The sequence below is a fragment of the Actinomycetospora straminea genome (genome assembly GCF_028737255.1).
GTDB lineage: Bacteria > Actinomycetota > Actinomycetes > Mycobacteriales > Pseudonocardiaceae > Actinomycetospora > Actinomycetospora straminea.
The window spans coordinates 44,083-63,412 of sequence record NZ_JAQZAN010000024.1; the positions used below are offsets into that span (position 1 = coordinate 44,083).

17 protein-coding genes are annotated in these 19,330 nt (G+C 75.8%); 15 read left to right on the top strand and 2 right to left on the bottom strand.

Annotation, left to right across the window (positions count from 1 at the left end):
- The first annotated feature begins 30 nt into the window (after nt 1–30).
- From prcA to PH190_RS25860, 11 genes are all read left to right on the top strand, one after another.
- Entirely contained in the window at nt 31–861 is an 831-nt protein-coding gene (gene prcA / locus PH190_RS25810) for a proteasome subunit alpha (protein WP_274234402.1), read from the top strand.
- Nucleotides 862–932: 71 nt separating this feature from the next.
- Nucleotides 933–1,889 carry a LysR family transcriptional regulator gene (locus tag PH190_RS25815; protein ID WP_274234403.1) on the top strand — a complete coding sequence of 319 codons (957 nt, stop codon included), beginning with the start codon at nt 933–935 and terminating at the stop codon, nt 1,887–1,889.
- A gap of 85 nt (nt 1,890–1,974) precedes the next feature.
- The gene (locus PH190_RS25820) at nt 1,975–3,291 is read left to right on the top strand and encodes an FAD-dependent oxidoreductase (RefSeq protein WP_274234404.1); all 1,317 of its coding nucleotides are present in this window, start codon (nt 1,975–1,977) and stop codon (nt 3,289–3,291) included.
- A gap of 10 nt (nt 3,292–3,301) precedes the next feature.
- Complete coding sequence (locus PH190_RS25825; protein WP_274234405.1) at nt 3,302–4,582, top strand: aconitase X catalytic domain-containing protein; 1,281 nt, start codon at nt 3,302–3,304, stop codon at nt 4,580–4,582.
- Nucleotides 4,579–5,064, top strand: a complete 486-nt coding sequence (locus PH190_RS25830; RefSeq protein ID WP_274234406.1) for an aconitase X swivel domain-containing protein — start codon at nt 4,579–4,581, stop codon at nt 5,062–5,064. Before PH190_RS25825 ends, PH190_RS25830 begins: the two co-directional genes overlap by 4 nt.
- Nucleotides 5,061–5,543, top strand: a complete 483-nt coding sequence (locus PH190_RS25835; RefSeq protein WP_274234407.1) for a Rieske (2Fe-2S) protein — start codon at nt 5,061–5,063, stop codon at nt 5,541–5,543. Before PH190_RS25830 ends, PH190_RS25835 begins: the two co-directional genes overlap by 4 nt.
- Nucleotides 5,540–6,670 carry an amidohydrolase family protein gene (locus PH190_RS25840; protein ID WP_274234408.1) on the top strand — a complete coding sequence of 377 codons (1,131 nt, stop codon included), beginning with the start codon at nt 5,540–5,542 and terminating at the stop codon, nt 6,668–6,670. Before PH190_RS25835 ends, PH190_RS25840 begins: the two co-directional genes overlap by 4 nt.
- Entirely contained in the window at nt 6,667–7,791 is a 1,125-nt protein-coding gene (locus PH190_RS25845; protein ID WP_274234409.1) for an amidohydrolase family protein, read from the top strand. Before PH190_RS25840 ends, PH190_RS25845 begins: the two co-directional genes overlap by 4 nt.
- Nucleotides 7,788–8,831 (top strand): ABC transporter substrate-binding protein, encoded by a 1,044-nt coding sequence (locus PH190_RS25850; RefSeq protein ID WP_274234410.1) that lies wholly within the window; start codon nt 7,788–7,790, stop codon nt 8,829–8,831. Before PH190_RS25845 ends, PH190_RS25850 begins: the two co-directional genes overlap by 4 nt.
- Nucleotides 8,832–8,881: 50 nt before the next feature.
- Nucleotides 8,882–9,763, top strand: coding sequence for an ABC transporter ATP-binding protein (locus PH190_RS25855; RefSeq protein WP_274234411.1), 882 nt, complete (start codon nt 8,882–8,884; stop codon nt 9,761–9,763).
- Nucleotides 9,764–9,765: 2 nt separating this feature from the next.
- Complete coding sequence (locus PH190_RS25860) at nt 9,766–10,635, top strand: ABC transporter permease (protein WP_274234412.1); 870 nt, start codon at nt 9,766–9,768, stop codon at nt 10,633–10,635.
- Between the two features lies 1 nt (nt 10,636).
- Here PH190_RS25860 and PH190_RS25865 read toward each other — a convergent pair whose 3' ends face one another.
- Together PH190_RS25865 and PH190_RS25870 are read right to left on the bottom strand one after the other, a co-directional pair.
- A complete protein-coding gene (locus PH190_RS25865; protein WP_274234413.1) occupies nt 10,637–12,166 on the bottom strand; it encodes a bifunctional phosphatase PAP2/diacylglycerol kinase family protein in 1,530 nt (509 codons plus the stop codon).
- Nucleotides 12,163–13,665 (bottom strand): bifunctional phosphatase PAP2/diacylglycerol kinase family protein, encoded by a 1,503-nt coding sequence (locus PH190_RS25870; protein WP_420791713.1) that lies wholly within the window; start codon nt 13,663–13,665, stop codon nt 12,163–12,165. Before PH190_RS25870 ends, PH190_RS25865 begins: the two co-directional genes overlap by 4 nt.
- A 213-nt stretch (nt 13,666–13,878) precedes the next feature.
- On the opposite strand from PH190_RS25870, the gene pafA reads away from it, so the two are divergent.
- The 4 genes from pafA (at nt 13,879) to PH190_RS25890 (ending at nt 19,249) form a co-directional block, all read left to right on the top strand.
- Nucleotides 13,879–15,237 carry a Pup--protein ligase gene (gene pafA / locus PH190_RS25875; RefSeq protein WP_274234415.1) on the top strand — a complete coding sequence of 453 codons (1,359 nt, stop codon included), beginning with the start codon at nt 13,879–13,881 and terminating at the stop codon, nt 15,235–15,237.
- Nucleotides 15,238–15,327: 90 nt separating this feature from the next.
- Entirely contained in the window at nt 15,328–17,214 is a 1,887-nt protein-coding gene (locus PH190_RS25880) for a serine/threonine-protein kinase (protein ID WP_274234416.1), read from the top strand.
- Nucleotides 17,215–17,267: 53 nt separating this feature from the next.
- Entirely contained in the window at nt 17,268–18,263 is a 996-nt protein-coding gene (locus tag PH190_RS25885; protein ID WP_274234417.1) for a helix-turn-helix transcriptional regulator, read from the top strand.
- Nucleotides 18,260–19,249: a helix-turn-helix transcriptional regulator gene (locus tag PH190_RS25890; RefSeq protein WP_274234418.1), complete on the top strand. Its 990-nt coding sequence runs from the start codon at nt 18,260–18,262 to the stop codon at nt 19,247–19,249. Before PH190_RS25885 ends, PH190_RS25890 begins: the two co-directional genes overlap by 4 nt.
- Nucleotides 19,250–19,330 lie beyond the last annotated feature (81 nt).

Genomic DNA, 19,330 nt, shown 5'->3' on the forward strand with positions numbered 1-19,330 from the left:
CCGAGCCCAGACCCAGGAGCGCTCCCCGCCATGACGATGCCGTTCTACGCGTCGGTCGACCAGCTGATGCGCGACCGCTCGGACCTCGCGCGCAAGGGCATCGCGCGGGGCCGCAGCGTCGTCGTGCTGACCTTCGCCGGCGGCGTGCTGTTCGTGGCGGAGAACCGGTCGAACTCGCTGCGCAAGGTCTCGGAGATCTACGACGCGATCGGGTTCGCCGCGGTCGGCCGGTACAACGAGTTCGAGAACCTGCGCACCGCGGGCATCCGCTACGCCGACGTGCGGGGCTACACCTACGACCGCCGCGACGTCTCCGGGCGCTCGCTGGCCAACGCCTACGCCCAGATCCTGGGCGCGAGCTTCATCGAGCAGCAGAAGCCGTTCGAGGTCGAGCTCTGCGTCGCCGAGGTCGGCGAGACCCCCGACCGCGACAAGCTCTTCCGCATCACCTACGACGGGTCGATCTCCGACGAGCCCCGCTTCGTGGTCATGGGCGGCACCACCGAGCCGATCAGCGCGGCGCTCCGGAGCTCCTACGAGTCCGACCTCGAGATGCGCGACGCCCTGCGCATCGCGCTCGAGGCGCTGCAGTCGGCGAACGGGTCGTCGTCAAGCGCGTCCTCGTCGTCCTCGTCGTCCTCGTCGTCCGCGGAGGCCCTCGGGGTCGACGCCCTCGAGGTGGCCGTGCTCGACCGGGCCCGCCGTCCCCGCCGCGCCTTCCGCCGGGTCACCGGGGCGGCGCTCGCCGAGCTCCTGCCCGGGAACGCGGCGCCGGAGTCGTCGGCGGACGCCTCGGAGGGCACCGACACCGGCGCCGGCGACGAGGTCTCGGGCGCGGGCGGGGCCGACCCCCAGGCCTAGGAACGCCGCCGCGGGTATCGATGCCGCGGATGGCCTTCCGCGACCGGTGCCGCGGACACCACCCTGGGCGGGTGCGGACACCGTCGTCGTCACACCTGGCGAACCTCGACCTCAACCTGCTGGTGTCGCTGCGCGAACTGCTGCGCGAGCGCAACGTGACGCGGGCGGCCGCGCGGGTCGGGGTCACGCAGCCGGCCGCGAGCGCCGCGCTGTCCCGCCTGCGCCGCCACTTCGACGACGAGCTGCTCACCCGCCACAACGGGAGCTACGTGCTCACCCCGCTCGCCGCGCAGCTGGCGGAGCAGGTCGAGGGCGTGTGCGCGGCCGCGGAACGGCTCTTCGGCACGGGCCGGCAGTTCGACCCGGCGACGACCCGGCGCGGCTTCACGCTGCTGCTCGCCGACTACACGATCGCGGTGCTCGGGACGGCGCTCTCCTCGGCGCTCGCGGTGCGCGCCCCGGGCGTGGAGCTACGGCTGCGGCTGGTGCGGGAGTCGTTCACCGCCGACATCGCCGAGACGAGCCGGCTGATCGACGGCGTGGTGGCGCCGCCGTCGCCGCGCTTCGACCGCCCTGACCTGCGCTCGGTCGAGCTCTTCCGCGACCGCTGGGTCCTCCTGCTCGACGCCGCCCACCCCGCCGCGGACGACGAGCTCACCCCCGCGGTGCTCGCGGCCCTGCCCTGGGTGGTGCCGTTCGCGCCCGACCGCGGGTTCTCGACGGCGGTGCCGATGACCCGCGAGCTCGCCCGGCTCGGGATCGAGCCCGACACCCGCGTGCGCGTGGAGAGCTACCTCGGGGTGCCCCACCTGGTGGCCGGCACCGACCGGGTGGCGCTGGTGCAGGAGCGGCTGGCCCGGGAGGTCGCGCCGCGGCTCGGGCTCGTGGTGCGCGAGTGCCCGGCCTCGGAGCGCGCCCCGGCCGCCGCGGAGATCCGGGAGCGGTTCTGGTGGCACGCCGACCTCGACGGCGACCCCGCCCACCGGTGGCTGCGCGAGCTCCTCGTCGAGCTGGGCGCGGGCGTCTGACCCCCTCGCCATCAACGCGGTTGATGGTGAGGCAGCGCGAATCGCTATTTCCGCGCGCCACCCGTCCCTTCCTAGCGTGTGACGCATGCCGCACCCGCTCACCGACCTCCCGGTCCGCACCGTCGTGCGGGATGCGCTCCTGCACCCGGCCGACCCCGCCGAGCACCGGGTCGACGCCGACGTCTGCGTCGTCGGGGCCGGCATCGCCGGGCTCTCCGCCGCCGTGGAGTCGGCGCGCCTCGGCCGCGACGTCGTGCTCGTGGACGCGCTGCCGGTGCTCGGCGGGCAGATGGTGAACTCGCTGATCGGCCTGTTCTGCGGGGCGTTCGGCAACGCGCCGGAGCACCGCCGGCTCACCTACGGCCTGCTCGACGACATCTTCACCGACCTCGGGGCGAGCGGGGACATCTTCTACCGCGTCGGCCACACCATCACCGTCGGCTACGACGAGGTGCGGCTGGGGCGCTGGGTGGAGGACACCGTCCGCGAGCACGGGATCAAGGTGCTCACGGGCGCGTCGCTGGTGGGCGTGGACCGCGAGGGCGACCGGGTCCTCGGCGCCCGGTTCGCCACCCGCTACGGCGCGGTCGACGTCCGGGCCCACGGCTTCGTCGACGCCAGCGGCGACGCCGCCCTGTGCTGGGCGGCGGGCCTGCCCTGCCGCCTGCCCGAGCGGGAGATCTACGGCAGCCAGCAGCTGGTCGTCGAGCACCTCGACGAGTCCGACCCGCCCGAGCCCGCCGACCTCGCGGCGCGCGTCGCGGCCAAGGCCGCCGAGTACGGGCTGCGCCGCCACGACGGCCTCGCCTTCTACTTCCCGGGCCGCGGCACCGCGGTGCTCAACATGACCCACATCGAGGCCCCGCTCGACCCGATCGCGGCCGCCGAGGCCCAGCTCGAGGGCAAGGCCCAGGCCGACCGGGTGGTGGCGTTCCTGCGCGCCGAGTTCCCCGAGGTGTTCGGCAAGGCGTCGGTCCGCTCCTACGGGCTGCCCGGCCGCCGCCAGACCCGCTGGGTCGCCGGGGTCCACCAGCTCACCGTCGACGAGGTCCGCGCCGGCACCCGCTTCCCCGACGCGGTCGCCCGCACCGCCTGGCCGATCGAGCTGCACGACACCCCGTCCGGCTACGTGTGGGAGACCTTCGGGCCCGACCACCTGCACTACGTCCCGCTGCGCGCGATGACGCCGCCGGACACGGCGAACCTGCTGGTCGCGGGCCGCTGCGTCGACGGCGACGCCGCGGCGCTCTCGAGCGTGCGGGTGATGGGCCCGTGCGCGGCGATGGGCCACGCCGCCGCGCACGTCCTCGACCTCGTCGGCCCCGACGGCACCGTCCACGACGTCCCCGCCCGCCGGGCCGCCGAGCTCACCGACCGCATCCGGCCCAACGTCGAGGACTGAGGCGCCCGCGATGATCCTGACCGACGACGACCGCCGCCTGCGGGACGGCGACGAGGGCCCGGCGGTGGCGGCCGCCATGGACCTGCTGGTCCGCTACGGCGAGGCCCTGGACGCCGAACGCCTCTGCGACGTCCGCAACGTCGCGGGCACCACGACCCAGCCCTCCCCGGTGAAGGCCCGCCTGGTCGCCGAGGGCGGCTGGGACCGGGCGTTCTCGCTGATCAACCTCGACGCCGACGAGACGCTGCCGATCCCGCCGATGGCCGTCCCGACCTGCCAGCTCCAGCACGGCTTCGGCCGCGACGCGGTCGGTGTCGCGCCCTACCCGCCCGAGATGATCGCGCTGCAGGACGACGGCGAGGCCTTCGTCGGGGCCCGCGGGGTCTCGGTGCTCGCCACCTGCACGCCGTACCAGGTCGGCAACCTGCCGGTGCGCGGCGAGCACTGCGCCTGGATGGAGTCCTCGGCGGTCGTCTACGCCAACAGCGTGCTCGGCGCCCGCACCAACTGCGAGGGCGGCGCCTCCACCGGCGCGGCCAGCCTCACCGGACGCATCCCGTGCTGGGGCAACCACCGCGACGACGAGCGGCTCGGCACCCACCACGTGCGCGTCGAGACCCCGGTCGCGAGCTTCCTCGACTGGGGCCTGCTCGGCTACGCGGTCGGCGACGCCGTGCAGGAGGGCCGGCCCGTCGTCACCGGCGACCTCGCGCTCCCGGACCTCACCGACCTCAAGCACTTCGGCGCCGCCGCGGCCTCGTCGGGCGGGGTGGAGATGTACCACGTCCCCGGCGTCACGCCGGAGGCGACGAGCACCGAGGCGGCCTTCGGGGGGCGGCCGCCGCGGGACACCGTCGTCTTCGGGGCGGCCGAGCGCCGCGCGGCCTACGAGCGGCTCAACGACCAGGGGACGTGCGAGGACGTCGACTTCGTCCTGCTCGGCTGCCCGCACGCCTCGCTCGACCAGCTCCGCGACGCCGCCCGCGCCCTCGAGGGCCGGCGCCTCGCCGACGGCACCGAGCTGTGGATCATGGCGCCGCGGGCGCTGGTCGCCGTCGCCGAGCGCTCCGGCTACACCGCGGTCATCGAGGCGGCGGGCGGGCGGGTGCTCACCGACTCGTGCCCGGCGATGTCGCGCACCGCCCCCGCCGGCACCCGGGTGTTCGCCACCGACTCGGCCAAGCAGGCGCACTACCTGCCGGCGATCCTCGGGATCGAGGCGTGGTTCGGCACCACCGCGGAGTGCGTCGACGCCGCGGTGACCGGCCGCTGGCGGGGTGAGCTGCGGTGACCGACCTCCAGCGCCCCGCGACCCGCGCCGGCGTCGTCCTGCGCGGGCGCACCGTCGTCCCCGGCGTCGTCACCGGCGAGGCGCTCGTCTCCCCGGAGACCATCTCCGGCTGGGGCGGCATCGACCCCGCCACCGGCACGATCATCGAGGCCCGCCACCCCCTGGCAGGCGTCTGCTTCACCGGGAAGATCCTCGTCTTCCCCGGCGCCAAGGGCTCCTCGGGCTGGTCGGGGTTCTTCCAGACCACGCGCCTGCTCGGCACCGCGCCGATCGGCATGGTCTTCGCGGTCACCACGACGAAGGCGGCGCTCGGGGCCGTGGTCACCCGCGTGCCCGCCCTCGCCGACCTCGACGCCGACCCGGTCGCGGTCCTGCGCACCGGCGACCGCATCCGGCTCGACGCGACGGCCGGGGTCGTCGAGCAGCTGGACCGCCCGGACAGGACAGCCCTGACCGACACGACAGCGGGGGAGGACCGATGAGGATCGCGGTGATGCGCGCCGACGAGCTCGCGCCCGGCGAGCACCGCGTCGTGCAGGTCGGGCGGCGCTCGATCGGGGTGTTCCGCGTCGGCGACGAGTACTACGCGCTGGCCGACCACTGCCCCCACCAGGGCGGACCGCTGTGCCGGGGACGCGTCGCGCCGCTCGCCACCGCCGGCGCGCCCGGCGAGGTCGCCCTCGACCCCGACCGGCTCTTCGTCGCCTGCCCCTGGCACGGCTGGGAGTACGACGTCACCACCGGCCAATCGTTCCTGGGCCCGGGGGAGGCGCCCGTGCGCAGCTACCCCGCCGAGGTGCTCCCCGGCGACCTCACGCCCGACCCCGTCACCGGCCGCGTCCCCGGCCCCTACGTCGCGGACACCTACGCGGTGACCGTCGAGGACCGCGTGGTCGTCGTCGACACCTCCGCACGTCGAGCAGCAGCCCCGGCTCCCGGGGTGGAGGAGACAGCACCGTGACCGACACCCTGCCCGGCACCGCACCCGGCACCACAACCGACACCGCGGCCCGACCCCGGCGCGCGTCCCGCACGCCCGTCGTCGACGCCGACGTCCACCCGGCGGTGACCCCGCAGCGCCTGGCCCGCGAGCTGCCCGAGCCGTGGCGGCGGCGCTACGAGCGCTTCGGCGTGCGCGGGGCCCCGCCGCCGGCGATCTACCCGCGGACCCGCAACGGGGGCATGCGCGCGGACTCCCACCCGGCCTCGGGACCCCCGGGCAGCGACCTCGGGATGCTGCGCGAGCAGCTGCTCGACCCCTACGACGTCCTCGCGGGCGTGCTCATCCCGTTGCAGGGCCACACGTGGGGCGCCGAGGAGCCCGACTTCGCTGCCGCCCTGTGCCGGGCGCTCAACGACGTCCTCGTCGCCGACTTCCTCGACCCCGAGCCGCGGCTGCGCGCCAGCATCTGTCTCGCCCACGAGTCGCCCGAGCAGGCGATCGCCGAGATCGAGCGCCGCGCCGGCGATCCCCGGTTCGTCCAGGTCCTGTTCCCGAGCGGCACCCACCTGCCCCTGACCGACGCCAAGTACCGTCCGGTGCTCGCCGCGGCGGCCGAAGCCGGCCTGCCGATCGGGATGCACCTCGGCGGCACCGAGGGCCACCGCGGCGACGGCTGGCCGTCGTTCTACCTCGAGCAGCACGGCTGGTACGGCAACGCGATGGCGATGGCGCTGACCACGCTCGTCGCCGGCGGCGTGCTCGACGCCGTCCCGGACCTGCGCCTCGTGCTCGTCGAGGGCGGGCTGACCTGGGTGCCGTCGATGCTGTGGGGGCTCGACGAGGCCTGGGCGCGGTTCTCCGACGACGTGCCGTGGCTGCAGCGCCCGCCGTCGGAGATCGTGCGCGAGCGGTGCTGGTTCACCACGCAGCCGATCGACGAGCCGGAGAACCTCGAGCACCTGGCGGTGACGATCCGCCAGAGCGGGCTGGCGGACCGGATCCTGTTCGCGTCCGACTACCCGCACTGGGACTTCGACGACCCGGTGACGGCGCTGCGCGTCCTCCCGGCCGACCTGCGCCGGCCGATGATGGCCCGCACGGGCGCGGCGCTCTACGGCATCGAGCTGCCCGAGGGGGCGTCGTGACGGCCGGCGGGGTGGACGGGGTCGCCGGGGTGGGCGGGGCCGTCGACACCGACACCCACGTCGCGCCCGCGTCGCTGGCCGCCCTGATGCCCTACCTCGCCCCGTTCTGGCGCGACTACGCGGAGGGCGCCGCCCTGCGCCTCGACCCCGCCCAGGCCGGCGCCTACCCGCCGGGCGCCACCGACGGGCCCGCCCCGGCCGACGTGGCGACGCTGCGCGAGCGGGTGCTCGACGTGCCCGCCCCGGGCGGGGTGCCGGTGCGGACCGCCGTGCTCAGCGCCACCTCGGCGTTCGACGTCAGCCGCAACCCCTACTACGACGCCGCGCTCTGCGGGGCGCTCAACGACTGGGTGGTCGAGCACTTCCTCGACCACGACGACCGGCTGCGCGGGGGCATCGCGGTCCCCTCCGGCGACCCGGAGGCGGCCGTCGCGGAGATCCACCGGCGCGCCGACGACCCGCGGTTCGTCCAGGTGCTGCTCCCGGTCCGGGGCCACGACCACCGCTACGGCCACCGCCGCTTCCTGCCCGTGCTCGAGGCCGCGTCCGAGGCCGGGCTCGCGGTGACCCTGCACGCGTGGGGCCGGGCGGGGAGCGCGGCCACGCCCACCGGGTTCACCCACACCTACCTCGCCGACTACCTCTCCCAGGGCCACCTGGCCCAGGCGCAGCTGACGAGCCTCGTCGTCGAGGGGGTCCTCGACCGGCTGCCCGGCCTGCGCGTGGTCGTCGCCGAGTGCGGGTTCTCCTGGCTGCCGCCGCTGCTCTGGCGGCTCGACAAGGAGTGGAAGGGCATCTGGCGCGAGGTGCCGTGGGTGCGCCGCCCACCGTCGTCGTACCTGCACGAGCAGGTGCGCTTCACCAGCACCCCGGCCCACCTGCCGACCGACGCCACCGAGCTCGCCGACGCGCTCGAGGTGATCGGGGCGGCCCGGCTCGTCATGTACGCGGGCGACCACCCCCACGTCCACGGCGACGGCACCGCCCGTCTGCTCGCGGCGCTCGGCCCCACCGAGCGCGCCGCGGTCCTCGCCGGCACCGCGGAGGAGTTCCTGCTCCGCCGCACGCCCACCGACTCGTCCACCCCCCGATCGCACCGTCGCGAGGAGGCTCCCCGATGACCACCGCCCGAATCCGCCGACCGTGGGTGCGCCTGCTGGCCGGCCTGCTCGTCGCCTGCGCGGTGCTGGCCGGCTGCGGCGAGGGCGACACCACCGACGACGGCCGGCAGCGGATGACGTTCCTCAACATCCTGCCGATCGAGTCGCTGTCCTACGCCCCGGAGCTCATCGCGGACACGCGCGGGTTCTTCGCCGCGCGCGGGCTGGAGGTCCGGTTCGAGGCCACCCAGGGCTCCGCGCCGGCGATCCAGACGCTGCTGGCGGGGTCGGCGGAGATCAGCCGCATCGGCGACATCGAGACCATGATCGCGGCGGGGAACCGCCAGGCGCCCCTCGTCGGGGTCGGCGAGGTCATCCACCGCGGGACGATCCGCGTGGTCTCGGCGAACGACGACCCGATCACCCAGCCCGCCCAGCTGCGCGGCAAGCTCATCGGGACCCCGTCGGAGGGCGGGACGAGCTCCATCACCCTCGACCTGCTCGCCGCCTCGGCCGGCGTGCCCCCGGCCGAGGTCCGCCGCCAGGTGGTCGGGCTCGCGCCCGGCGTGTTCGACCTGCTCACCGCGGGCCGCATCGACGGCTACATGGTCTCCCTGGACACCTCGGTCCTCCTGCAGCGCACGCGCCCCGAGGCCGTCGTCCTCGACCCCAACCAGTCGATCACCGCCGGCGCGCAGATCTACGCCACCTCGGCGCAGGCCGCCCGGGACCCCGCCGAGCAGGACAAGCTGCGCCGCTACCTCGCCGCGATCGACGACGCCGTGCGGTTCATCGTCGCCGACGAGGCGAACGGCTTCGCCGGGACCATGGCCGCGATCGGCGGGAAGTACCAGGTGCCGGCGCTGCGCGACCCGGAGACCGCGCGCCTCGCCCTCGCGGCCTACGTCGACTCCTACACCGGCGGCGAGAGCCTCACCGGTATCGCGCCGCAGCGCTGGCAGCAGACCTACAACGAGATCGTCGGGGTCGGGCAGCTGCCCGCGGGCCTCGACCCGAACCGGTGGATCGACACGACGCTGGCGCCCGCGGCGCCGTCCTGACCCGCACCGATGCCGACCGGACACCCACCGCACCAGGCCAGGAGGCGGCGATGACGACGCAGCAGACCCCCACGGCGACGTGGACCCCACCACCCGTCCGACGCGACGAGTTCGACGCGTCCGGCGACACCGCCGAGCCCGTGGGCTCGCGCGCCGTCGGGCTGCGGGTCGCGGGCGTCGACAAGACCTACACGACGCGCCGCGGGGACGTGCACGCCCTGTCGGACATCGACCTCGAGGTGGGCCGGGGCGAGTTCGTCTCGCTCGTCGGGCGCTCGGGCTGCGGCAAGACGACGCTGCTGCGGGTCCTGTCGGGCCTGCTCGCGCCGACCGCGGGCACCGTCGAGGCCGGCGACCGCCCCGCGTGGGTGGCGGGACGCCGCGACGACGCGGTGTTCGCGGAGTTCGGCCTGGTGTTCCAGGAGGCCAACCTCTTCCCGTGGTTCACGGTGGTCGACAACGTCGCGCTGCCGCTCAAGCTGCGGGGGGTCGGCAAGGCGGAGCGGCGGGCCCGGGCGACCGAGCTGTGCGCGACCGTCGGCCTCACCGGGTTCGAGGACTCGTACCCGCGCGAGCTCTCCGGCGGCATGCGCCAGCGGGCCGCGATCGCGCGGGCGCTGGCGTGCGACCCGTCGGTGCTGCTCATGGACGAGCCGTTCGGCGCGCTGGACGCCATGACCCGCGACCGGATGAACCTCGAGCTGCAGCAGATCCACGCCGTGTCGGGGACGACGGTGGTGTTCGTGACGCACTCGATCAGCGAGGCGGTGTTCCTCGCCGACCGGGTCGTGCTGCTGACGCCCCGGCCCGGGCGCATCCGGTCCGTCACCCCGATCGACCTGCCCCGGCCACGCACGGTCGAGGTCGAGGCCACCGCGGAGTTCGGCGAGCTCGTCGTCGGGCTGCGTCGCCAGCTGGACGAGGAGGACTGACGGTGACGACCTCACTGGACCGGGACACCGACACCCGCACCGACGGCGCCCCGCCGCCCCCCGTCGACGCGGACGCCACCCCCGCCGAGGGCGAGTCGCCCTGGATGCGGCGGCTGCCGTGGGTCAGCGGGCCGCTGATGCTCGTCGCGCTGCTCGGGATCTGGCAGTTCGCGGTGTCCGTGGTCGGCGTCTCGGAGTTCATCCTCCCCGCGCCCGCGGCGGTCGTCGGGGCGCTCGGCGACCTCTTCGCCGACCCCGAGATCGGGAGCCACATCGGCGTCACCCTGTTCGAGGTGCTCGCGGGCTTCGGCATCGCGCTGGTGGTCGGGGTCGCCGTCGGCGCGACCCTCGGGCGCATCGCCTGGCTGCAGCGCGCGGTGCAGCCGGCGCTGGTGGCCCTGCAGGTGGTGCCGAAGGTGGCCTTCGTGCCGATCTTCGTCATCTGGTTCGGGTTCGGCCCGACCTCGAAGATCATCATGGCGGCGCTGCTGGCGTTCTTCCCGATCATGCTCAACGTGATGCTCGGGGTGCGCTCGGTGGACCGCGGCCACCGCGACGTCATGCGGGGCCTCGGCGCGAGCAAGTGGGCGACGTTCCGGGACATGGAGCTCCCGACGACGCTGCCCTACGTCTTCGCGGGCGCCGAGGTCGCCATCGTGTTCTCCGTGATCGGCGCGATCGTCGGCGAGTACCTCGGCGGCAGCCAGGGCCTCGGCTACCTCGTCGTGTCGAGCCTCAACGCCCTCGACGCGCCCCGGCTGTTCGCCGTGATCGTCCTGCTGGCAGTGCTGGGCTCGCTGCTCTACGTCGCGGTGACGACGGTGAAGAAGGTCGTCATCCCCTGGCACGACTCGGTCCGCACCGGGGTCTGAGCTACACCTCGCGCGGCCGGTAGACGGGGATCGCGCCCGGGGCGATCCGGAAGACGAACCGGTCGGCGTCGGGCTGCACCTCGCCGTCGGTCGCGAGCCCGACCGGCGGGCCGACGACGCGCACCGAGAGCCGGGTGCGGGTGTTGGCCACGTAGACGCGGCTGCGCGAGAGCGTGCCCGCGAGCACCGAGACGACGAAGCGGGTGCGCGAGAACGGCACGTCCGCGCGCAGGAAGCGCACGTCGAGCACGCGGGCGTCGAGGCGCGGGCGGAACAGCGGCGCCATGCCGCGCGGCTCGTAGCCGCCGTTGCCGACGAAGAGCAGCCAGATCGTCCGGCGCTTGCCGTCGATCTCGACGACCAGCGGCGACGCCTCGGCGAGCACGCGGACCAGCGCGAACGCCGCCGACGGCCACTTGCCCCAGCGCTCCTCCCAGCTCTCGCGGAGCCGGACCATGTCCGGGTAGCCGCCGAGGCTCGCGGTGTTGACGAACGCGACGCTGCGGGTCTCGCCCCCGTCGCCCGCGGTCATGTCGACGACGCCGACGTCGACGAGCACCGCGTCGCCGTCGCGGGCCGCGCTCAGCGCCGTCGGGGTGTCGTCGACGCCGACGTCGCGGGCGAAGTGGTTCAGGGTGCCCTCGGGCAGCACCATCAGCGGCACCCGCCGCCGCTGCGCGAGCCCGGCGAGCGCGGCCACCGACCCGTCGCCCCCGGCCACCCCGATCGCGCGCGGTTCGGTGCCGTCGGCGGTGGGGCGGTCGAGGGCGGCCTCGACCTCGTCGACGAAGTCGATGCCCGGCTCCGGCACGATCACCTGGGCGCGGGGCAGGACCTCGTGGATCTCCGAGGGCGGCGCCGGCGGCTCGGGCTCGCCGTCGGTGTCCGCGACGCCGATCACGGGCGCCACGATCTGGCCGAGCGTCTCCAGCGGCCCGGGCGTCCCGGCCGAGCTGTTGGCGACGACGACGAGCCCGGCGCCGTCCCCGAGGGCGGGGGCGTTGCCGGCCGGGCGGGCGCGGGCCGGGGCGTGGCGCACGACCGGCCACCAGCGGCGCGTCAGCAGCGCCACGCCGATGCCGAGTCCGGCGCCGGCGACCACGTCCTCGACCGTCCGTTCCCCGAGGACCACCCGGGCGGTCGACACCCCGACCGCGACCGGCGCCAGCACGCCCCCGAGCAGCGGCGACTCCATGGCGGCGGCGGTGACGAACGCCGTCGAGGACGCCGCGTGCGCGGACGGGAAGCGCCGGCCCCAGGGCCGCGCGCGGGGCAGCAGCGGCTTGGCCAGCGCGTGGGCGATCGCCGAGGTCGCGGCCGCGGCCATCACCCCGCGCACCCCGGCGCGGCGGCGCGGACCGCGCCCCGAGGCCATGAGCCCGCCGGCCACCGCGGCCCACAGGAGCCCGCGGTCGGCGGTGCGGTCGAGGCGGCCGAGCCAGCGGGGCAGGGCGGGGGAGCGGTCGACGCCGGGGAGGTCGCGCACGGGGAGGTCGCGCACCGGGAGGTCGCGCACCGGGAGGTCGCTCACCGGGCGGTCGCGCGGTGCGGCCAGCGCGCCTCGTCGCGGCGGTAGACGGGGACGGGGTGGTCGGCCACCCGGTAGCGCAGCCGGCGGGCACGCCCGACGACCTCGCCGTCGGCGGCGACGTCGACCGGCCCGTCGAGCAGCTCGATGTCCAGCGACCGCATGGCGCTCTCCTGGTAGATCCTGTTGTGCCCGAGCACGCCGGTGGCCAGGGCGAGAAAGGCCCGGGCCCGGGCGAACGGCCGGTCGGCGCGCAGGTAGCGGACCTCCAGCACGCCGGTGTCGAGCCGGGGCCGGTACGACGGCACCATCCCCGTCGGCACGTAGGGCCCGTTGCCGACGAACAGCATCCACACCGAGCGCTCCACCCCGTTGAGGCGGACACGGATCGGCCGGCTGCGCGCCAACGTCACGAGCAGCGCGACGACGGCGGCGGGCCATTTGCCCCAGCGCTTCTGCCACTTCTCGCGCAGGCGGACCATCTCGGGGTAACCGCCGAACGCCGAGGTGTTGACGAAGACGACCCGGCGGGGCTCCTGGCGGCCCTCGGCGTCGGCGTGCAGCCGCAGCTCCCCGAGGTCGACGGCGACGGCCTCGCCCGCGCCGGTCGCGTCGATCGCCTCCTGGGTGTCGTAGACACCGACGTCGCGACCGAAGTGGTTGAGCGTGCCGGCGGGGATCAGCGCCAGGGGCAGGTCGAGGTCCTCGGCCACCCGGGCCGCGGCGGCCACCGAGCCGTCGCCGCCGGCGATGCCCACCGCCCGCACGCCGGGCTCGCGGGCGGCGTCGATGAGCGTCTCGGCGAGGTCGGCCCCGTCCTCGAGGCGCAGGACCCGGGCGCGGGGGAGGGCGCCGACGAGCTCCTCGTACGGGTCGACGCCCGCCCGGCCCGAGCGGGTGTTGACGAGCACGACCAGGCCCTCGCCCTCGGGCAGCACGGGCGCGCCGGCCACGGGCCGGGCGGCGGCCTCGTCGATGCTGCGCAGCGGGAGCCAGCGGCGGGTGGCCAGGGCGGCGCCGGCCCCGAGGGCGACGCCCGCGGCGACGTCGCTGGTCCAGTGCACGCCGACGTGCACCCGGGAGTACGCCACCGTCGCGGCCAGCGGGACCACCCACGTCGCGGCCTTCGGGCTCTCCATCGCGACGGCGGTGGCGAACGCGGCGGCGGAGGCGGCGTGGCCGGAGGGGAAGGACGACGAGGTGGGCGGGTCGTCGAGGGAGCGGTAGTCGGGCAGGAGCTCGGCGGCGGGCCGGCGGCGGGGCACCAGGGGCTTGAGGACGGCGTTGGCCAGGAAGCTCGCCCCGGCGATCGCGAGCACCCCGCGCAGCCCGCCGCGGCGGGTGTGGCGTGTCCCGGCGGCGAGCACGCCGGCGACGGCGAACCACAGCCTGCTGTGGTCGGCGGACCGGCTCAGGGCGGCCAGCGCAGGGTCGGCGACCGTGTAGGGCAGCGCCCCGATCGCGGTCGTGATCCGGCAGTCCTGCTCGTTGACGTCGGCCAGCCGCTGCCGGCTGCCCCGCGCCCCCTGCCGCACCCGGCGGCCCACGCCACGGGAGATGTCGGTTGCCAGTCCTCGTGCGGGGAGCGCCACGGCGTCGACCGTAGTGATCGGGCCCCGACGGCTCGGTGCTGCCCCGCGGCGGAGGCGCCGGTGGGGGTGACGCGGGCCGTCGCAGAGGCCACAACGGCGGGTCCGCTGGCCTAGGGTGGAGGGATGCAGCGGAGGATTTACGGGGTCGAGACCGAGTTCGGTGTCACCTGCACCTTCCACGGCCAGCGGCGCCTGTCGCCCGACGAGGTCGCCCGCTACCTGTTCCGCCGGGTCGTGTCCTGGGGCCGGTCGTCGAACGTCTTCCTGCGCAACGGGTCGCGGCTCTACCTCGACGTGGGCAGCCACCCCGAGTACGCCACCGCGGAGTGCGACTCGCTGACCCAGCTCGTCGCCCACGACAAGGCGGGCGAGCGGATCCTCGAGGACCTCCTGCTCGACGCCGAGCGGCGCCTCGCCGACGAGGGCATCGGCGGCGACATCTTCCTGTTCAAGAACAACACCGACTCGGCGGGCAACTCCTACGGCTGCCACGAGAACTACCTCGTCGGGCGGTCGGGCGAGTTCTCGCGCATCGCCGACGTGCTGCTGCCCTTCCTCGTGACGCGCCAGCTCATCGCCGGCGCGGGGAAGGTGCTGCAGACGCCGCGGGGCGCGGTGTTCTGCCTGTCGCAGCGCGCCGAGCACATCTGGGAGGGCGTCTCCTCCGCCACCACGCGGAGCCGCCCGATCATCAACACCCGCGACGAGCCGCACGCCGACGCCGAGCGCTACCGCCGCCTGCACGTCATCGTCGGCGACTCGAACATGTCCGAGGTCACCACGCTGCTCAAGGTGGGCACCACCCACCTCGTGCTCGAGATGATCGAGCAGGGCGTGCAGTTCCGGGACTTCACGCTGGACAACCCGATCCGCGCCATCCGCGAGATCAGCCACGACCTCACCGGGCGTCGCCCCGTGCGCCTGGCCGGGGGCCGCGAGGCGAGCGCGCTGGACATCCAGCGCGAGTACCACGCCCGCGCCGTCGAGCACGTCGCCCGCCGCGGCTCCGACCCGATCACCGACCGGGTCGTCGAGCTCTGGGGCCGCACGCTCGACGCGGTGGAGCGCCAGGACCTCTCGCTCATCGACCGCGAGATCGACTGGGCGATCAAGCACCGCCTCGTCGAGCGCTACCGGTCGCGCAACGACCTCGGGCTCTCCAGCCCGCGCGTCGCCCAGCTCGATCTCGCCTACCACGACATCCGTCGCGGCCGTGGCGTGTTCGACCTGCTCCAGCGCAAGGACATGGTCGACCGGGTGACCGACGACGGCGAGATCGAGGCGGCGAAGGACACCCCGCCCCAGAGCACCCGGGCCAAGCTGCGCGGCGACTTCATCGCCGCCGCCCAGGCCGCCGGGAGGGACTTCACAGTGGACTGGGTCCACCTCAAACTGAACGACCAGGCCCAGCGAACCGTCCTGTGCAAGGACCCCTTCCGTGCCGTCGACGAACGTGTCGACCGATTGATCGCGACCTTGTAACGGAGGCCACGTCGGCGGCGTGCCGCGGGGGCGCACGAGGTAACCACGAACGCACTGACCGACGACGCCGAGGGACGGCACGAGAACTCGATGGAGCACCAGCCCCGCACCTCCCGCCTGCACGGCCCCGTGGCGGCGCCGAGCACGCTGCACAGCGCCCACACCGCTCACGAGGCCGCGCCGGTCCCGGTCGACACGTCGGTGGTGGGCACGGTGCTCGGGGGGCGCTACCGCGTCGGCGAGTGCATCGGGGCCGGGGCCATGGGCGTCGTCTTCACCGCCTGGGACCGCCGGCTGCGCCGCACGGTCGCGGTGAAGCAGCTCGCCGCCCGCGGCCACCGCGACGCGACCGAGGACCACGTCGCCCGCGCACGGGCCATGCGCGAGGGCCGGATCGCGGCGCGCGTCGTGCACCCGCGGGCGATCGCGGTGTTCGACGTGGTGGTCGACGGTGATGCCGGGTCCGGGCACGGCCCGTGGCTGGTCATGGAGTACCTGCCCTCGCGCTCGCTGGCGGCCGTGCTCGCCGAGCAGGGGCCGCTCGAGCCCCGCGAGGCCGCGTGGGTGGGCGCGCAGGTGGCCGACGCGCTGGGCGCGGTGCACGAGGCGGGCATCGTCCACGGCGACATCAAGCCCGGCAACGTGCTGATCACCGACGACGGCGTCGCGAAGATCACCGACTTCGGGGTCTCGCGCGCCTCCTGGGACACGACGTCCACGGGTGGCGGCATGGTGGCCGGGACGCCCGGCTACTTCGCGCCCGAGGTGGCCCGGGGCGGCGACCCGTCGCCCGCCTCCGACGTGTTCTCGCTCGGCGCGACGCTCTACGCCGCCGTCGAGAACGAGCTCGTCTGCGGGCGGCACGACAACACGCTCGCGGTCCTGCACGCCATGGCCGAGGGCCGGCTGCGCCCCGCCACCCGCGCCGGCGTGCTCGGGCGCCCGCTCGCGGCGATGCTGCGCCTCGACCCCGAGCACCGGCCGGGCACGGGTGCGGTGGAGCGTGCCCTGCGCGCCCGGGCCGGCACCGCGCCGTTCATCCCGGCGCCGCGGCCGGCTCCCGCGGAGGCCGGCGCCGACGGGGACCACGAGGACGCCGTCCCGGCCCCGCGCCGTCCCGGCACCGCCGACCTCCCCGCCACGGCCGGGGCGCTCCCGGTCGCGGAGTCGGTCGGGTCGGAGCCGGTCGGGTCGGACCCGGTCGCGCCGGACCCCGACCGGATCGATCCCGAGGAGCCCGTCGCCCCCGCGACCACCACCGCGTCGAGCGGCCTCGCGGCCGGCCCGGAGCGGATCGGCGGGGCCGGCGCGGCCGCGGCGGCGTCGTCGCTGGCCCGCCCCGGGGCCGCCGCCGCACCGACGCGCACGCTCGCGGCGGGCTCCGACCGCCGGCGCCCGTCCCGCTGGTCGCGCCCGCGCCGGGCCGCGGCGGTCGCCGCGGCCTCGGCGGTCGTGCTGGCCGGGGGCATCGGTGTGGCGATCGCCGCCGGCACGGGGGGTGACACGGGGAGCGGTCCGGTCGCCGCCCCGACGCCGGCGCCCGTCCCGACCTCGGCGCCGCCGGAGGCCCCCGCCGACCCGCTCGGCGGCACCGACACCGAGCTGCCGACCCCGAGCGTCGCCGCCCCGCTCTCGCCGACCGACCCGTCCGACCCGCCGTCGGGCGGCGACCCGGCCACCGTCGTCGTCGACTACTACGCGGCCCTGCCCGGCAACATCGACGGCGCGTGGGCGGTGCTCTCCGACGAGGCCCGCGACGAGTCCGGCGGCTTCGAGGGCTACCGGCGCTTCTGGTCGGGGATCCGCGAGGTGCGGACCTCGAACGTCGCGGTGCGCGGCGACACCGTCACCGCCGACATCGAGTTCACCACCGAGCGCGGCCGGACGAGCCGGGAGAACTACCGGTTCGAGGTCGATCGCGACGACGACGGCCAGGTGCGCATCCAGCGGGCGCAGCGCAGTTCGGATTCGAGCTGACGCGCCGGGCACCGGCGTTCGAACACGTGCGCGAGGAGTCGTAGGCTCACGGGGTGTCGACGAGCCCGTCCGCGCGCGCCGAACGCCTGGTCAACCTGGTGCTCTGCCTGCTCTCGACGCGCCAGTACCTCAGCGCCGAGCGGATCCGGGCCACCGTGCCCGGCTACGCCGACGTGGCGTCCGACGAGGCCTTCTTCCGCATGTTCGAGCGGGACAAGGCCGAGCTGCGCGAGCTCGGGGTCCCGCTCGAGACGGGGCGGTCGTCGCTGGCCGAGCCCGTCGACGGCTACCGGATCGCGCGCGGTGACTACGAGCTCCCCGACATCGACCTCGCCCCCGACGAGGCCACGGCCGTCGCCCTGGCCGCGCGGCTGTGGGACTCGCCGGCGCTCGCCGGGGCGGCGCGCACGGCGCTGCAGAAGCTGCGCGCGGCCGGGATCGCCGTCGACCCGGACGCCGCGTCCGCCGTGCAGCCGCGCCTGCAGGCCGCCGAGCCGGCCTTCGCGCCGCTGCTGGCGGCCAGCCGGGCGGGGCGGGTCGTCACGTTCACCCACCGGTCGCACCCCGCCGCCGAGGCGCGCACGCGGACCGTCGAGCCGTGGGGCGTCGTGTCGTGGCGGGGGCGCTGGTACCTCGTCGGCCACGACCGCGACCGCGACGACGTGCGCTGCTTCCGCCTCTCGCGCATCGGCGACGACGCCCGGGCGATCGGGCCGCGGGGTGCGGTGAGCCCGCCCGCGGACGTGGACCTCGTCGCGATCGTCGCCGCGTCCGCCGGCCCGCCGCCGCCGACGGGCCGCGCGCGGATCCGGCTCGTCCCCGGTCGGGCGCAGGGCCTGCGGCGAGGCTCGCGGCCGGACCCCCAGGGCGACCCGGACGTCGTCGAGATCGACCTCGGGCGCGTCGACATGGCCGCCCGCTGGGTGGCCGGGCACGGCCCCGACGCCGTGGTGCTGGAGCCGCCGGAGCTGCGCGAGGCGGTGGTGGGGCTGTTGCGGGGATCGGTCGTGTCCGCTGCCGACACCGTCGACGCCGGGAGTGCCCGGTGACCGCCGGCGTGTCCGAGCGGCTGCCCCGCCTCCTCACCCTCGTGCCCTACCTGCTCGCGCGTCCGGGCATCGCGGTGGCCGACGCGGCCGCGGACTTCGGCGTCCCCGAGGCCCAGCTGCGCCGTGACCTCGAGCTGCTGTGGATGTGCGGGCTCCCGGGCTACGGGCCCGGCGACCTGGTGGACCTGTCCTTCGAGGGCGACACCGTCACCGTCACCTTCGACGCCGGCATGCGTCGCCCGCTGCGCCTCTCGGGCACGGAGGCGGCCACCCTCGCCGTCGCGCTGCGGGCCCTGGCCGACGCGCCGGGCGTCGTCGACGCCGACGCCGTGCAGCGCGCGCTGGCGAAGATCGAGGACGCGGCCGGGCGGGTCGGCGACACCGCGGCCGAGGCGGGCGAGCCCGCCGGGGAGGGCGTCGCCGTCGGCCTGGGCCGGCGTCCGGGGCGGGCCGAGGACGCCGTCCGCCGGGCCGTCGAGACGGGCCGCGCCCTGCGCCTGACCTACTACTCGGCGTCCCGTGACGCCGTCGGCCGCCGCGACGTCGACCCCATGCGCCTGCTCCTCGTCGACGCCTCCGCGTACCTGGAGGCGTGGTGCCGGCGCGCCGAGGGCGTGCGGCTGTTCCGCCTCGACCGGGTCGACGACGCCGAGGTGCTCGACGAACCCTCCGCCCCGCCGCCCGGGGTACGGGGCCGCGAGGGGTCGGGGGAGGAGCTGCTGCGGCCCGACGACGGCGCGTTCGTCGCCGCGCTCGTGCTGCACCCGGCGGCGCGCTGGGTCGCCGAGTACTACCCGGTCGAGGACCTGCACGCCGACGACGACGGCTCCGCCCGCGTGACCATGCGGTACGGCGACCGCGACTGGATGGTGCGGCTGCTGCTGGGGCTGGGCGACGCCGTGGAGGTGCTGGCCCCGGCGGACCTGGTCGAGGCCCGGCGGGCCCGGGCCCGCGAGGCGCTGGCCGTGTACGGCGTGGAGGGCTGAGCCCGGTCCGTCGGTGCTCTCCATCTCGATCTCTCGGGAGTGTCGCCGTTGTCGTTGGTCGTGGCGCACTCGGCTCCGCGA

What these genes read in the sequence shown, in the direction of transcription:
- prcA (WP_274234402.1), top strand. Translation starts at nt 31, where the DNA reads ATGACGATGCCGTTCTACGCGTCGGTCGACCAGCTGATGCGCGACCGC.
- PH190_RS25850 (WP_274234410.1), top strand. Translation starts at nt 7,788, where the DNA reads ATGACCACCGCCCGAATCCGCCGACCGTGGGTGCGCCTGCTGGCCGGC.
- PH190_RS25855 (WP_274234411.1), top strand. Translation starts at nt 8,882, where the DNA reads ATGACGACGCAGCAGACCCCCACGGCGACGTGGACCCCACCACCCGTC.
- PH190_RS25825 (WP_274234405.1), top strand. Translation starts at nt 3,302, where the DNA reads ATGATCCTGACCGACGACGACCGCCGCCTGCGGGACGGCGACGAGGGC.
- PH190_RS25820 (WP_274234404.1), top strand. Translation starts at nt 1,975, where the DNA reads ATGCCGCACCCGCTCACCGACCTCCCGGTCCGCACCGTCGTGCGGGAT.
- pafA (WP_274234415.1), top strand. Translation starts at nt 13,879, where the DNA reads ATGCAGCGGAGGATTTACGGGGTCGAGACCGAGTTCGGTGTCACCTGC.
- PH190_RS25835 (WP_274234407.1), top strand. Translation starts at nt 5,061, where the DNA reads ATGAGGATCGCGGTGATGCGCGCCGACGAGCTCGCGCCCGGCGAGCAC.
- PH190_RS25880 (WP_274234416.1), top strand. Translation starts at nt 15,328, where the DNA reads ATGGAGCACCAGCCCCGCACCTCCCGCCTGCACGGCCCCGTGGCGGCG.